Here is a 15534-nt window from a genome sequence, read left to right as displayed (position 1 = left end):
ATTTTAACAAGTGACTGATTTTCAGTTTATTTTAAATCATCTAATCAACAATTCTTTCATTTCAACAGAGTTTCCGTTGTAGATATTGATATCAACCGGGCCTTTAATTCCAGCTACTTTTCCCGTTTCTGTAAATTGCCAGATAGACCATTCGTCTTCAATATCTTTATAAAAAGCAGTATAATTTGCTATCCAAAAAGGATAATCTTCAAAATCATCTCTTAAAAAGTCTTCATAATAACTTTCGCCGCTATAAACAATAGGTTTCACACCGTAGTGAGCTTCCACCCTTTCCAACCATCGTTTCAAACCCACTTTAAGTCTTTCTATTGATTGTGTTTTGGGCAATTTTTCAATATCTAATACGGGAGGAAAGTCACCTTCAACTAAAGTCACATTTTTTATAAAATTATCAGCCTGTTCAATAGAATTTTCATTGGGGCGATAATAATGATATGCACCACAAATAAACCCTTTCTCTTTGGCCTTTTTAAAATACTTTTTAAATTTTCTATCGGCTCTTTCATTTCCAACCGTTGCCCTCAAAAAGACAAATTCAATAGGATAGCCACCTTCAATTTCTTTCACTTTATCCCAATCCACTTTATCCTGATATTCAGAAACATCAATTCCAAAAGATTTTGAAATATGTGCATCCAATACTTTATCTATAGGCATGGAACGTGCTTCTGAAAAGATAATCTTATCAGTAGTAAACCCTAAATAACGTGAAAAAACACTTTTTTGACTATACAGAACAACTGCAACACCAAACAGCATGACCAACTTAAAAAAAAGGGAACTCGAAAAAAAAGAGGTCTTCTGTGCTTGTTTTTTTTGAGGTCTGGACTGTGGTTTTCTCCGGGTAGTTTTAGAAGTACCTTTTGGCGCCATTTATTTCTTCTGCAAAAACAAATTATTGATTACTGATAAAAGTACATAGCCCAAGATAATCAATGGAATTCCTGAATAACGCAAGAAAATCAACAAAATCAATGAAAATACTAAAAAGAAAATCTGCAGTGCATTTTTTGACCAATTGAATTGCTTGATTTTTAGTGAAAATAAAGGAATTTCAGCATTCATAATATAGGCGCTCAACAAAGTAATTACCAATAACACATAAGGATTATGTAAAAGTGAATGGATAACTTCAATAGTTCCATACTGAATTACTAATGGCAAACTCATGATAAACAAAGTATTTGCCGGAGTTGGCAACCCAATAAACGAATCGGTTTGACGAGTGTCTATATTAAAATTAGCCAATCGAAAACAAGCTCCGAGAGTTATAATAAACCCTAAAAAAGGCAATAACATCACCGAATTATCCCATGAATGAATATTGATTACGCTTTCCTCACCCGAAGTTTTCAAAAGCATTTGGAACATCACAAAACCAGGTGTCACTCCACTTGTAACCATATCGGCCAGTGAATCCAACTGCAATCCTAGTTCACTTTGTACTTTAAACATTCGGGCAAAAAATCCATCAAAAAAATCAAGAAAGATTCCTAAACACACAAATAAAAAAGCAAGTTCAAAATGTGCCTGAGAAGCAAAAACAATAGCAACACAACCGGAAAATAAATTTAAAAGCGTAATAATGTTGGGGATTTGTGATTTTACTGACATAAATATGAGTTTGTATCCTTAATTTTAATCTTACAAATGTAACACAATAAGTTTATAAGTTACAGAGTTTATTATATCAGATTTTTATATCATCTTTGCTAAAATTTCAATGCATTGAAAAAGTTACTATTATTTGTATTTATTTTAGTATTTGAATTAACAAATTCACAAACGGCCCGTAAATATTCTAACGAGTTTATGAATATAGGAGTCGATGCGCGTGCATTTGGTATGGCCAATGCTATGGTTTCGCATACAGGTGATGTAAATTCAGGCTACTGGAATCCTACCGGGCTTTTACAAATTGAAGACAGTGAACTTTCATTAATGCATGCCAGTTATTTTGCCAACATTGCACAATACGATTATGCCGCTTATGCAAAAAAGATAGACGACAGAAGTGCCTGGGGTGCTTCGATGATACGTTTTGGGGTTGATGACATCCTAAACACCACACAATTAATCGATTCAAACGGCAACATAGATTATAACCGGATCAGTTTGTTTTCCGCAGCTGATTACGGAGTTACTTTTTCCTATGCGCGCAAACTTCCTATACAAGGACTTCAATATGGTGTAAATGCCAAAGTGATTCGCCGTATCATAGGTGATTTTGCCAGTTCATGGGGGTTTGGTTTTGATTTTGGAATGCAGTTCGAAAAAAACGACTGGAAATTCGGAGTAATGCTTCGTGATATCACAACTACATACAACATTTGGAATATCAACGAGGAAGAATTTAAAAAAATTCAGGACGCCCAGACTCAAAATCAGTTTCAAAATCAGGACTTACCTGAAACAAATGAAATTACTTTGCCGAAAGCACAATTTGGCCTTTCTAAAAAATTTGATTTCCATAACGATATGAGTCTTCTTGCAGCGACAAATCTGAACATGGAATTCCAACAGACAAATGACATTATTTCAACCAGTGCTGTAAGTATAGCCCCGGCAATAGGATTTGAGTTTGGTTATAATAATTTAGCATTTGTCAGAGCCGGTGCCGGAAATTTTCAAAATTCTTTACAGCTTGACGGAAGTGAAAAAGTCAGTTTCCAGCCCAATATTGGCCTTGGATTTCATTACAAAGGTATCTCGGTTGATTATGCCTTAACAGATTTAGGAAACCAAAGTGCCGCATTGTATTCCAATGTCTTTTCGGTAAAAATAGATTTATCAATCTTCAGATAAAGAAAGGACAAAAGACATTAAAGATGATTAAAAAATTAATTTCCATACTAGTTTTACTTCAGTCGTTTTATAGTTTTTCACAAATCCCCAATTTATCTGAAAAAGCTGTTTTAAGCATACTTACTGTGGGTACAGCGGAAGAATCCCATACACTTTACGGACACACAGCTTTGCGGGTGAAAGACTCAATATCAGGATTTGATGTGGTTTACAATTATGGAATGTTTGATTTTACCACACCTAATTTTTTATTAAAATTCACCAAAGGCGATTTGCAATATTATGCCGCTGTTTATCCTTACAGTCAGTTTGAATACAGTTATCAGGATGAAAACAGATCTATTTACGAACAAAAGCTGCATTTAACACAAACAGAAAAACAACAGCTGTTTGAGAAATTAAATCATTCTGTTTTTAGTGAAGAAAAATTCTACACTTATAAATTTATAGACAGGAATTGTACCACAAAAGTAATTGATATTGTCAATGAAGTATTGAAGGACAAACCTATCCAAAATACACTTCATAAAAACGAGAGCTATCGTGAGGTTTTATACGGCTACCAAAAAAACCTGTTTTATCTGAACTTTGGCATTAATATTATTTTTGGCCACAGACCTGACAAACAGGCAAAGGCATTGTTCTTACCACTGGACTTGATGAAAGTTTTAGAAACATGCAAACACAATGGAAAGCCATTAGCCGGAAATCCGGAAGCATTATTTACAGCTCAAAGGCCTGAAAAAAGTTTTTCTTTTTTGAACAGTGTATTTCCATTGAGTATTTTGTTGCTTCTTATTATCGTATTGAATAAAAAATGGCTGACCAACATTTATTTATCGGTACTTTCGTTAACCGGACTGTTTCTTTTTACTGTCAGTTTATATTCAGAGCATCGTGAAGTACTTTGGAATTACAACATTTTATTGTTTAATCCATTGTATTTGGTTTTTGTTTATCACAGCATAAAGAATAACACTGCTTCACTAAAAAAATGGAGTCTGGTATGCTTATTATTCCTGGCAGTATATGCTTTATATATGTTTACCAAGATTCATCTTGCTATTGTAAGTCCGATTCTGATAGCAACCGGAATTATTTTACTTAGAAAGTTTCTTCAGAAAAAAATACAACCACATAATCTTTAAAAATCCTCAAAGACCTTCAATGCATGATTTTATATATCGATATATTGAAAATTTTGCTTTGAACAATGAACAATTACATTACTGTCCTCTGTAAAAAAGTACAGTACTGATTGTTTTCACAACAATACTTACATCCAAGAATACGCTTCTGTGTTTGATGTAATATAAATCGTATTGCAGTTTTATCAGGCTATCCTGCAAAGTCTCACCATATGAATAATTTACTTGTGCCCAACCAGTCAATCCAGGTTTAATAATATGACGGGTTTCGTAAAAAGGCATCATTTTAGCAATTTCCTTCACAAAAACAGGGCGTTCCGGTCGGGGACCAATTATTGCCATATCGCCTTTCAATACATTTATAAACTGAGGCACTTCATCTAATCTTGTTTTTCTTAAAAACTTTCCGAAACCAGTTATCCTGACATCATTTGCTTTTGCAAAAACTGCCCCGTTGCTTTCGGCGTTGATAACCATAGAACGGAGTTTTACTATTTTAAAAATTTCACCGTTTTTACCTACACGTTCCTGCATATAAAACAAGGGTCCTCTATTAGCCATCAAGTTTCCAACCAACACTAAAGGAAGAATCAGTAACCCACACAACAAACCAACAAGGGAAACTATGATCTCCCCTAAACGAACAGACATTAAATACAATTGATTTTGGTTACTTCGTGAAAAAGGGAAATAACGGTAAAAATCCCTTGCTACAAATTGCACAGGGATACGTCTGGTTATGCTTTCATAAACCTGGGTATATTCTCTGATCAAAAAGCCCTGTTCCAACAAATACAAAAGCTTATTGTACAATTCCACTGTTATTCCTTCGGTATTTTGTGATGCAATAACAATTTCGGATATATGATTTTCTTCTATATAAGATACCAAATCCTCAATCGTAACCGAATCGATTTTAGCAATTTTCTGAAATCTATTTTGACTTGGTTTAAGATTTAAAAAACCTGTTATATGATAATGAGGGTCATTTCTCTGCAATCCGTTTACAAGCTCAACCAACTCACTGTCAGCACAAACAATTACAGCTCTTTTTGTAAATCTTGTTGATGCCAGAAACTTAACATACAATAAACGCCAACCCAAGAGTGCAAACCCAATAGTGAGATAAAACAAAATAATCTGCAGTCTGTTTTCAGGAAGTGACGGCGTATAAAAAGGAGTCAGCAGATACGTTAGAACCGTTACCGAACTGGTCAACACAATACTCTTTATAATTGCATACTGATTACTTGCCGTGGGCAAGTGGTACATTTCGAAAACTGTTCCAAAAAAAAGCAGGTACAATGACAATACAATTGTCCAATAGAAGTTTTCGGCTGAAATTTTAAAATAATTAAAATCGGTATAAACCCCTACAAAATACAATAACAGCAAAACTAAAAGTATGTCAAAAATCCGCAATAATATCTTACGTTCAGAAATTTCGAAATGGATTTTTTTACTTTTGGTCATACATTAAAAACTACTAACGCAAATTAACTTTTTTTTAAGAATAACGAAGTTTTTTTTGTTTTCGTTTACGTGACTTGTCATTAATCAGATTATAAGTTAACCATGGTTTTTTTATCTCCATAACTAACTAAAAAACAGTAATTTACAAAATTTCAAAAAATCCCTTAATATTATTTTGATTCGTTTAATAAAGCAAGCCAATCCTTTTTTACATGGTGCCAATCAAAATGCTTGGCTTTTTGTAATGCATTTCCGGTCAAGCGCGAAACTTCGTCAGGGTTTTTCATTAAAAATTCAATTTTAACAACCATCATTTCTAAATCATTATCATTAACCAAAAACGAATCATTTCCCACATCGAGCAGAAAAGGAATGCCACCTACATTTGTACTGACTACAGGCAGTCCCAGAGCCATTGCTTCAATAACACTTACGGGTGTATTGTCAAAATGTGTTGTATTAATAAAGACATCATATTTTTGGGACAGTAAAATCCATTCCTGTTTACTTAAACCTCCTGTGAAAGTAACCTTCAAATCAAGCGATTGCGCATAATTTTTTGTTTTTTCAAGCGAACCGTCTTTATCAGGCCCCACCATACATAATTCAGCCTCAGGATAATTTTTTCTCAGCTTATTGAGAACATCAATTGCCATTTTGGGATTGTAAATACCTGCAAATGCACGGACCCACAATAATTTGGGCTGTATATCTTTTCGTTCTTTATAAAGGTAATTTTGAAGTTCAATTGTATTTGGAATATGTACTATATTATTATATCCTGCGCTTTCAAATTCATATTTCAAATAATTTGAAGGTGCTACGCTGCGATACGCGTTTTTAAAGATCAATCGGGATAACCAGGGATTATTTTTAACTCTATAAGGTAAATTACCCCCATGCAGAATAGGAATATATTTTAAGCCAAACAACCTGCATAGCTGGCTTGTAAAAAAAGCATACCAAAATGCCGATGTACTATAGGTGTCAATTAAAACAAAAGAAGCTTCTTTTCTATATTGTACTACCGCATACAACATATCCAGCATTCTCCACATCATATTCTGTTTTGAGGATGCAGTGACCATTCGAAAGCCTTCCTCTCTTAATTGCGAACCCAATGTATCAATCGTTGACACATTACGTCCTTTACCCGATAGTTGATTCCCTATGTAAAGTATCTTCTTTCCCAATATCAAAATTAACTTTTAAAAGACTAAGTGCATAAATAAAAGCCGGGGCAGCAATACGCATTGCGGCATGGTTAATAGTTAAAAGCCAAAAAACAAAAAAAGACAGTAAAAAAATGTGTTGTTTATTGCCTAATAAATTAAAAACCGGTATAAAAAAAAGAATAGCCAACCCCATTACTCCTAACATTCCGTGTTCTGCCAGCATACGTGTAATTTCATTATGTGATGCAGCAACAATTCCCGTAACTTCTTCTCTGTATTCTTTATTCTTACCAACTCCAACTCCAAAAATTGGATTATCCAGAAACATCTTCAATTCAGTCTTAGCGATTTCTTCTCTCCCGCTCAATTGAGATTCTTTGACTCTTCCTCTTGCATCCTGATTAGCATAGCGTTTTTCAATTAAACCGTTCGTTTGTATTAAACTATATCCCCAGATTAAAGTTCCGGCAAAAAAAACTAATATTCCAATAATTCCAATTTTTAATTTGCCTCCTCTATTAGTTTTAAAAAAAGTAATAAAGACCAATATACCAATCATTACTAATGCACATAACATTCCGCCTCTTGAAAAAGTAACCAGACACCGGTAAGCAAAAATTATCATTATACCTCCGTTTATCAGAAGTTCTAACTTATTTTTTGAGTTCAATAAAAATTGAACAAAAAAGACAAACATCCCTAACCCTAAAACAGTAGACATTTGATTAGGACCAAACCCCCCGGAAGTTTCAAAATTAGATTGGGTACTCGTTACTACTTCCTTAATACTTGGATTGTATAAAACTACATATGTCAAAATGGCCAACAATGGATATCCTATATAAAGAATTACCCTTTTCATTCCATCAAAAGTTATTTTTGATTTATAGCAGTACAAAGCTGAAATTGCCAGACATACAGGTCCTGAGATGTTAAATGCAATAGCTTTCCTGACATCTGTACGATAATTAAGCACTGAAGGAGCGTTGATGATAGAAGGAATTAACAATCCGATAAAAATAAGGTACCAGAATGCGCTTTTCGAAATACCTTTATAATACATTCCTAATAACATGAATATAATTATTGAATACTTTCCATACTCATTAAAATACATTCCTCCGGTCATTCTTAACAATACCTCAGCCCCCACAACATAGGCAGATATCAGTAAAGCTTCGTGATTTTTATTTTGCTTTTTATGGATTGCGTAAATCCCAAACAAAAAAATCAATGGACTATATATTTTTGACAAAAAAGGCATGACAAAAATTATAACTCCTATGATAAAGTGGAAAAAGTAATATTTTAAATAGCCTTTATATGCTTGTTCTTCCATGATTTACAAAACTAATAAAATTGGCCATTATATTTTTCACTCCAAATTCTGTTTCTACTTTATTTTTTAAATGCTCTCCTAATTTTCTTCTGAGAATTTCGTCATTTATCAATTGTTTCAGACCTTGAGAAAAAGCATATTTATCACCACTCGAAACACAAAATCCATTATTCTCGTTTATAATTGAAGGTATTTCTCCTACTGCTGTAACCACAACAGGCAACGACGCTTTTCCATACTCTAAAAGTGTTAATGGAAGTCCTTCCGAAACGGAAGACAAAACTCCAATCTGACATTGCTCTACTACGGTTTGAACCGAAGAAACACTACCATAAATAAAGACATTGTCTTCTAATTCAAATTCTCTTATCTTATCCCTTATCTTTTGAGAACAATCATCATTATTATCCTGTCCCACGAAATGAAATGACCACTCAGGAAATTCTTGTGCTATTTCATAGGCTATATCAATTAACATATCATGATTTTTTTGAGGCCGGAGATTAGCCAAACAGATAATTCTTTTCCCTTCAACACCTTTCAATTCGAATGGATCCTCAATTTCCTTTTCGAACATTACAAAATTTGGCAGATACGTCACTTTAGAACACCAAAGTTTTTGTTCAGCCCAATTCTTCAATATCTGATTTACTGAAATTATTCGGTAAAAAAACAAAGAAAACAGTTTTAATAAAAAGTAACTTCTATCATTTAACTGTTCTGCCTTACCATAATGATCATGCCAAATAATCTTTAAATCAGGAATGAATATTTTAGCAATAACAGCCATAAAAAAAGAAGAACTATGCGCCTGTATATGTGTAACTTTGTTAGCAATCAAAAAATTTCTTAATGAGAGTATTGCTTTAAAATCCAATGTTTTTTTTCGATTTAAAAACAAATAACCTACATCAGATTTTACCTTATCCTTCAGCAAACCTTCCTTTCTAGTCACTACTAAACCGGAAAATTTGGTATAAGACAGCAGTGTATTAGCATAATTCACAGCCATACGTTCAGCACCACCCGCTTCTAAGCTATCTATCAACTGTACAATTCTCATTTTATCTACCGTACCAAATTAACAATTTCACTTTCAAAATATTCAGTGGTATACTTCCTGGACCATCCCAGAGCATTTTTGCTCATTTCGTCATATTTTTCATGATTTTTCATTAGTTCAAGAATCATTTTGACATCATTATCCAGTTCTAATCTTAGCAAACCTCCTCTTTTACCATAATCCAACATATATGGAACACAGGAAATAGATGTTGCCAACGGCACACAACCCCAAAACATGGCCTCAGCTACTACTTTTGGCCAACCTTCACTTTTAGAAGGCAAAATAAGAAAATCACTTTTCAAATACCAGATTTTCACTTCTTCAGAAGTCTTATTTCCATGCAATGTGATTGATTCCTTCAAATTATTTTCTTCGATATAACGTACAATTTTGCCTTTTTCCTTTCCGTCTCCTAAAACACTCAAATGAATATCAAAACCTTCATTTTTAAGTTTTTGAATCAATTTTATTGCATAAATGGGTCTTTTCCCGGGGGATAAAGTACCAACAAATAAAAAATTGATTTTACTATCTAACTTTCTTTCTTGAACAGTTTCCTTCAAATCTTTTATACTATAACTTGCTGTAAAAAAAGGTTTAATGTTTTTTGTTTGGCATGGCCATTCTCCATATACAAGCACCTGCATATTTCTTGTTAAAAATGTATTAGATAAAATCCACTTTTGAAGACGATACGTCCACGGCTGTTTTGCTTTTGGATCCCAATTACCGGCATATTTGGCTGTTTTTTTCTTAAAAGGAAAAAGAATTTGCACAAAACAAGCTAGAAGACCAATATTCCCAGGACACCTAAGATGAATATGATCTGCCCACAACATTGCTCTAAAAATAATTAAGAAATTTACTGGAATACCAACAATAGCCTTTATAATGGATTTAAAAGATTTAATATCAAAATCAGAAAGCCAGAAAAAATTATTTACTTGAAAAGGAATTTTCGATATTAGTAATCCCTTTTCATTTTTCCATCGAGGACAACAGAAAGCAATCTTTTCAATGTGTTTTGCCCATATTATCATTTCATTTACATAAGGACTATAGGCAAAATTTTCATTGTGCTTTTGAATAATTGGTGCATTAGTAACAATCAAGAACTTCATTAGATATATCCTTTAGAACCTTTTTCGGAAATTTTAACTGCCGGCACCCCAACCATAACACTATTATCCTCAACATCATTGTTTATCAATGAACATGCACCTATCAAAGCATTATTCCCAACGACAATATTGCCTGCTACAACTGAGTTGGCTCCTATATATACATTATCTTTAATAATAGGAACTCCTCTGTTTTCCCCTTGTCCTGAAACTCCTATAGTGACTCCCTGAGAGATATTACAATTATTTCCAATAATTGTTTTTGAATTTAAAATTATACCTCCAAAATGTCCAATATAAAAAGAATCGCCAATTTTAGAGGAAGCCGGTATTGAAATACCGGTAGTAATTTCTACAAGTTTTTGCCATAATAGACAAAAGAAAAGTAATATCTGACGAAGTATAGGGACTTTGACATTTTTATAAACACCACTAGCAATTCTAAATTGAAAAACAGCCCAAAAACCCTGTGTAAAAAATACTATCGCAAAAAAATTACCTCCGTATTTTTTATATTTTCTAAAATCCGATTCTATTATTTTCAGAAGTGACATCCTATTGAGGCTTTTTTACAAATATACTAAACCACCCCACAATTCTTCCTAAAGTTTCAGTAAAAGCAGCTTTTTTTTGTTTACCTGTTACAACATTAGTAGCTCTGATTAAAGTCAATAAAATAGTAATAGCATGCCATTTTAATTTTGCTTTTAATGAAGGACAAGAATACTTTACTCTCCATACATACCAACCATTACAAACCACCATTTTACCATAATGATACTGATTGGGCCTTCCTGAAGGATGATGATGGTGTTCTAATTGAGCTGCTGTATTAACATATAAATCACCATGCTTTGAAAGTCTCAAGGTAAAATCGGCATCTTCATACAATCCATATCCTTCGAAATAAGTCGAAAACTTTAATTTTTCAAACACTTCTTTCCTAAACGAAGACACACCTCCCATTAACTGTTCAACTTGATAAATTTTTCCTGAAGGAGGTAAAAAACTAATACTGCGACCGTGAGAAAATTCAGGCAGATAGCCAGGTTGCTTATCAGCATCCAATCCAAGTTTTTTTCTAAAAACAAACCTAGACCCATCTTTTCTTACCCAGCCTTCAAATTTGAATTGATTAACAGCGGGCACAAAATCTGTTCCTTTAAATTCCCAATTCACTTCATTTGTTATATATCCACCTACACCCAGAGCATTGGGGAATTGATCATATGTCTTTATAATTTCTTCAAAGTAATTTTTTGATAAAATGGTATCATCATCCAAAAAACAAACTACATCTGTTTGTGAAGAAACTCTTTCAATTCCATAATTTCTTTGTTTTGTCAATCCTCTGTGCTCAACAGGAACTTTATGATACTGTAAATTATCCCAATGTTTTTCAGAAATCATCACCGAAGTCTTATCATCTACAGAACCGTCTACGATTAAAATCTCATCCGGATAAACTGATTGAAGAACTATCGACTGCAGTAACTGAAACAAAGAATCCGGTCTTTGATATGTACATATTATTAATGAAATTCTCATATTGTTAATTATATCTAGGCCCTAGATTTATTAATTTTTCAACATAAAATTGTGCTTTTTTGAATTGCCATAATCGATGCGGTAATTTCATTAATCTGGTAATAAAACCCAACTTACTTCCTTTGAAAAGGTATAAAAAGAAATATTTATTACGGTATTCCATGACCTGATTTAAAGGAAAATGCTTGTAAATACCATATAAAACCGTTGGACTGGGAACCGGTCTTATCCACCCAACCGGGACATCCAATTCCCAAGGCTGTTTCTTTCTTTTTTTTCCCGTTATTTTTGCCTGTGCCCCCCACCAACGATATCCTCCGGTTGCAGGTTTTAGGTGTAGATTAACAGCAAAGGGATTATGCATTACTATAGCCCCTTCTTTTATCAATCTAAAACCAAAATCTGAATCTTCACCATATCCTCCGTCAAAATTAATATCGTTCCCTATCAGTTTTTCCACCCATTCTTTTTTCACACAAGAGTTTGCATTACTAAAACTAGCTGTTGCACCGGCTTTCCATCTATCTTTCCCTAGGATTTTCAATTTACTTTCTAAATCCTTTAATGTCTGTTGCGGATGATCGGCTCTAATATCCAAACCATTGCAAGCTTCCACTTTGTAAGTCTGTAAAAAACGGATATGATTTTCGATAAAATCCTGAGGAATCAAAATATCATCATCTCCAAAAACAAAATAGTCTCCGTTACACAATTGAATTGCCTCATTCCGGGCTCTGCAACTTCCCTTGGTTTGTTGCCATTCCACCACTAATTCAAAAGGATATTTTTCCTGATTATAAACATTTTCAGTTCTTTTATCCTCAGGAGTTGCATCAACAATTACCACCTGTGATGGCGGATATGTTTGTTTCGCCAATGTATTTAATAATTGACAGGTAAAATCCTGTCGTAACATTGTTGGAATAATATAACTTACAGTTGGTCTTCCTTCTAATGGATTCAATGCTCTAACACCAAACGTATTTGTTGTTATACGATTATACTTACCAGCTTTTCTATAGGCATCCCATTCGCTGAATTTCCAAAAACCTTTACAGAAAAGCATGTATAAACTATGCTCTTTTTTAAAATGCTTTTTAAAAAACAAATACCTATCAAGATTACTAATCTTTTCTACTAAAGAATTCTCTTCTTTAAAAAGACCTTTTATGTACAATGGCACAGCATGAGACTCTCTCAAAGCTCTGTAACCCAAATCGACCCCTTTCATTGTATTCGTTTGATAATCAGAATCAAAACCTCCCAACAAATCCCATAAAGACTTTTTAATAACAAATGCATTTGAAGGCACTCTCCAACTGATTGTTTTTTTATTATTAAAAAAATCATTCAAATACCACCAAAAAGTTGCTGTTTGGTAAATTAACTCAGGGAATAAACCGGCATAACCCATTTCTAAACCACTGTGCCATAAATCCCCAACACCATTCGTTAAATCTTCAAGAACAGTAACATCAGGTTCTCCGAAATAATATAGTATCTCACCTTTAGATGTGGTATATGTTTTCATAAATGTAAATTATTTGAGGCTATACAACGGTAATAACCATTATAGTTTTGTAAACAACTTGGACAAAATAAAAAATTGTCTAATTTTAAATTAAATCCCTCTCAATTTTTCCTGATAATACTCTTATAAATCGACAAATTTTTCTCAATGACTCTTGTACTGTCAAAAGTTGATTTTACTTTTTCTAAAGCTTTTTCACCAAAAGAAGCATTCAACTCTTCATCCAGAAATAATTTTAGAATTTTTTGTGCATATAAATTATGTTCTTTGGGATTTACCAAGAAACCTTCTTTTTCATCTTCAATCATTTCTTTTGCCCAGCCTATATTTGAGGCTACAATCGCTTTTTTCATAGTCATTGCTTCCAACCATGAAACTGGCAGTGCTTCAGCAAAAGACGGAAAAACACAAACGGAAGCTTCATCTATATATTGCTTTACTTTGTCATAAGATACACCTCCAGCATATTCAACTTTTTCTTTTGCTTCTTTAGAAAACAAACCTTCCATCATTTTCCATGTTGAAGTATTTTTAGTACTGATATCAGGCGAATCTCTTCCAACTAAAATCAATTTTGCCTCTGGTAATTCTTTTATAACTTCATTAAAAATCAAAGGTAATTCCAACAATCCTTTTTTTCGGATCAGAGTACCAAAATAAAGAATCGATAAAGCTTTTTTCAAACTCTTATCCGGATTACTGAAATCTTTCACATTTACACCGTTTGGAACAATTTCAAAATCAATATTTAAACGAAAAAGCTCATTTGTCAGGTCTGCAGTAAATTTACTTACCGAAGCATGTTTATCAGCCATTTTTAAGGCCCTTTTTTCATGAAATTTATTCCAAAACTTAACTGGTCTTTTATCTAAATGACAGAAATAGGTATCACTACCATTTAAACGGATTAAAATCGGACATTTTTTAGGCTGGATAAAAGAAGTAATTCCTGTCCAATCCGGAGCTTCAATTAAATCAATTATATTTTCGTCATATAACCGATTGATTAGTTTTTCTATTTTTTTTCGTGAGAACCACCATGACAGACCTTTAAACTTTACATTTTTAACACAATAAAAAGTAATTCCCTGATCTTGAAACACTTTATCTTCAGGCTGTCCGTAAATAATTACGACAGGTGTATGACCTGTAATCAATAATCCCTGACATAATCCGTATATACTGGTACCTATCCCTCCTGATGCCCCAAATTTGACCGATGGATATTCCGGCGTTAAAAATCCAATTTTCATAATAAATCAATATAGTTTTGAACCATTTTTTCGATTGAAAATTGTTTTTCAATCAGCTCTCTGGTATCTTCTTTTATTTGGATTTGACCTTTATAAAGTTTTTCAATAATTTCACTTAATACCTGACTATTCTGCACAGGAAATATTAAGCCATTCCCGGTATTTGAAATTACTTCTTCGTTTCCACCTACTGGAGTGGTAATTACCGGAACATTTGCAGTTAAACTTTCCAAAATGGTCAGACTAAAGCATTCCATATGTGTTGGGTGCAACAAATAATCATAATCAGCCAAAACTCTTTTTATATCACCAGAACTTCCTTTAAAATTAAAATTATCCTTTACATTTAGTTTACCGCACAAATCCAACAAGTAATCTTTATAGGGGCCATCACCATAAACATCTATTTTCAAATCTTTTTTAGTTTCAACTGACAAGGCAGTAACGGCTTTTATTAAATCTTGAATTCCTTTCGATTCTCTGAGATGTGACACCACTAAAAAAGAAGGATTGGTATAATTCCTGAATTCCCTTTTTGTTATATCAGTTGTAACAACACCATTGTAAATAACTTTAGTCTTATTAAGTATGTGCTTCCCAAAGTCATTGAGAATCTCCTTTTTAGTATATTCAGAAACACCTATAAAAAGATCAATATATTTACTATATAAAATACCTTTTATTTTTTTTATCATTTTCTTTTTAAAAGGATATCCATTTAACGGTCTGGGGTTATGATCTACAGCAATAATCTGAGCATTTGAACATTTCTTTAATTCTTTGAAAAAAGAAGTACACAATTCAACAAAATGAGTCATGATGATCTCATACTCATTCTTTTTACAATTCTCAATAATTTTTAACTCTGGATTTTTACCTGCAATTATATTGAAACCAGCATATTCACCAAAATTAGCCTGATTAGGAAAGTACCAATCAATCACAATTCCTAAACGGTTACATTCCTTTTGAAATGCCCAGAAAAAATAATCCATACCCCCTATACGGGTGGGCAACAATTCATATTGGCAAACTATGGCTATTTTTTTCATTA

14 protein-coding genes are annotated in these 15534 nt (G+C 33.1%); 2 read left to right on the top strand and 12 right to left on the bottom strand.

Going from position 1 to position 15534, the window contains the following annotated elements; translation table 11 throughout:
• Window positions 1-36: 36 nt before the first annotated feature.
• Entirely contained in the window at window positions 37-894 is an 858-nt protein-coding gene (locus tag EZM65_RS14650) for a glycoside hydrolase family 25 protein (protein ID WP_136669306.1), read from the bottom strand.
• Window positions 895-1635, bottom strand: coding sequence for a phosphatidylcholine/phosphatidylserine synthase (locus EZM65_RS14645; protein WP_136669305.1), 741 nt, complete (start codon window positions 1633-1635; stop codon window positions 895-897).
• Window positions 1636-1833: 198 nt separating this feature from the next.
• Between EZM65_RS14645 and EZM65_RS14640 the strand changes: the two genes are divergently transcribed.
• The gene (locus EZM65_RS14640) at window positions 1834-2826 is read left to right on the top strand and encodes a PorV/PorQ family protein (RefSeq protein ID WP_169051721.1); all 993 of its coding nucleotides are present in this window, start codon (window positions 1834-1836) and stop codon (window positions 2824-2826) included.
• Between the two features lie 23 nt (window positions 2827-2849).
• The gene (locus EZM65_RS14635) at window positions 2850-3974 is read left to right on the top strand and encodes a DUF4105 domain-containing protein (RefSeq protein WP_136669303.1); all 1125 of its coding nucleotides are present in this window, start codon (window positions 2850-2852) and stop codon (window positions 3972-3974) included.
• Between the two features lie 78 nt (window positions 3975-4052).
• Here the strand turns inward: EZM65_RS14635 and EZM65_RS14630 are convergent, their stop codons facing one another.
• From EZM65_RS14630 to EZM65_RS14585, 10 genes are all read right to left on the bottom strand, one after another.
• Window positions 4053-5447 carry an exopolysaccharide biosynthesis polyprenyl glycosylphosphotransferase gene (locus tag EZM65_RS14630; RefSeq protein ID WP_136669302.1) on the bottom strand — a complete coding sequence of 465 codons (1395 nt, stop codon included), beginning with the start codon at window positions 5445-5447 and terminating at the stop codon, window positions 4053-4055.
• 170 nt (window positions 5448-5617) lie between these two features.
• Window positions 5618-6640 carry a glycosyltransferase family 4 protein gene (locus EZM65_RS14625; RefSeq protein WP_371683018.1) on the bottom strand — a complete coding sequence of 341 codons (1023 nt, stop codon included), beginning with the start codon at window positions 6638-6640 and terminating at the stop codon, window positions 5618-5620.
• Entirely contained in the window at window positions 6597-7961 is a 1365-nt protein-coding gene (locus EZM65_RS14620; protein ID WP_136669300.1) for an O-antigen ligase, read from the bottom strand. The genes EZM65_RS14625 and EZM65_RS14620 overlap by 44 nt, the downstream gene beginning before the upstream one ends.
• On the bottom strand, window positions 7942-9024 hold the full coding sequence (locus EZM65_RS14615) for a glycosyltransferase (protein ID WP_136669299.1): 1083 nt from the start codon (window positions 9022-9024) through the stop codon (window positions 7942-7944). The genes EZM65_RS14620 and EZM65_RS14615 overlap by 20 nt, the downstream gene beginning before the upstream one ends.
• A gap of 5 nt (window positions 9025-9029) precedes the next feature.
• Window positions 9030-10148 carry a glycosyltransferase gene (locus EZM65_RS14610; RefSeq protein ID WP_136669298.1) on the bottom strand — a complete coding sequence of 373 codons (1119 nt, stop codon included), beginning with the start codon at window positions 10146-10148 and terminating at the stop codon, window positions 9030-9032.
• A complete protein-coding gene (locus EZM65_RS14605) occupies window positions 10148-10702 on the bottom strand; it encodes a serine O-acetyltransferase (protein ID WP_136669297.1) in 555 nt (184 codons plus the stop codon). Before EZM65_RS14605 ends, EZM65_RS14610 begins: the two co-directional genes overlap by 1 nt.
• Window position 10703: 1 nt before the next feature.
• On the bottom strand, window positions 10704-11696 hold the full coding sequence (locus EZM65_RS14600) for a glycosyltransferase family 2 protein (protein WP_136669296.1): 993 nt from the start codon (window positions 11694-11696) through the stop codon (window positions 10704-10706).
• A gap of 4 nt (window positions 11697-11700) precedes the next feature.
• Entirely contained in the window at window positions 11701-13227 is a 1527-nt protein-coding gene (locus EZM65_RS14595; protein WP_136669295.1) for a glycosyltransferase family 2 protein, read from the bottom strand.
• Window positions 13228-13328: 101 nt separating this feature from the next.
• Entirely contained in the window at window positions 13329-14480 is a 1152-nt protein-coding gene (locus tag EZM65_RS14590) for a glycosyltransferase family 4 protein (protein ID WP_136669294.1), read from the bottom strand.
• A complete protein-coding gene (locus tag EZM65_RS14585; RefSeq protein ID WP_136669293.1) occupies window positions 14477-15532 on the bottom strand; it encodes a glycosyltransferase family 4 protein in 1056 nt (351 codons plus the stop codon). Before EZM65_RS14585 ends, EZM65_RS14590 begins: the two co-directional genes overlap by 4 nt.
• Window positions 15533-15534: the final 2 nt, after the last annotated feature.

Origin of the sequence: Flavobacterium sp. H122, assembly GCF_004959765.1 — a bacterium.
Taxonomy (GTDB): Bacteria; Bacteroidota; Bacteroidia; order Flavobacteriales; family Flavobacteriaceae; genus Flavobacterium.
This window is presented reverse-complemented; position numbering and strand designations above follow the sequence as displayed.